The sequence below is a fragment of the Flagellimonas olearia genome (assembly GCF_009184425.1).
GTDB classification, from domain to species: Bacteria; Bacteroidota; Bacteroidia; order Flavobacteriales; family Flavobacteriaceae; genus Flagellimonas; species Flagellimonas olearia.
Genome location: NZ_WELG01000190.1, coordinates 1 through 320 on the forward strand (window position 1 = coordinate 1; position 320 = coordinate 320).

Annotated in this window: 1 protein-coding gene; it reads right to left on the reverse strand. The window is 42.5% G+C overall.

Translation table 11 applies throughout. From position 1 onward, the window contains the following. Positions 1 to 320 (reverse strand): efflux RND transporter permease subunit (locus tag F8C76_RS20060; protein ID WP_211372222.1); only part of this gene is annotated, 320 nt, incomplete at both ends.

A 320-nucleotide genomic window follows, 5' to 3' on the forward strand; every position in this document is an offset into this window, starting at 1 on the left:
TTCAGTTGCAGTTGCGGTTGCGATTCGCTCGTGCTCGTATGAAAGCCTTCGATCTTGCCTTTTAATTCAGGGCTTTCCAATAAGAATTTTTTCAAATTCGCCACGCTTTTATCCACCGCTTCTTGAGAATGGGAAAACACAAAGGTTTGGAAGGGCGAACTATCCCCACCGCCCCCTATAAGAGAGACTTCAGAAAGATTAATGTTCTCTAAACCTTTAGCTTCAGGCATGCTTTTTAATTCTTTCCTTAAAGCGCTCATCAACTCAAATTGCCCTAATTCATGCTCTTTTTTGCGCTCTTTTAAAGGCTTGAGCTGCAC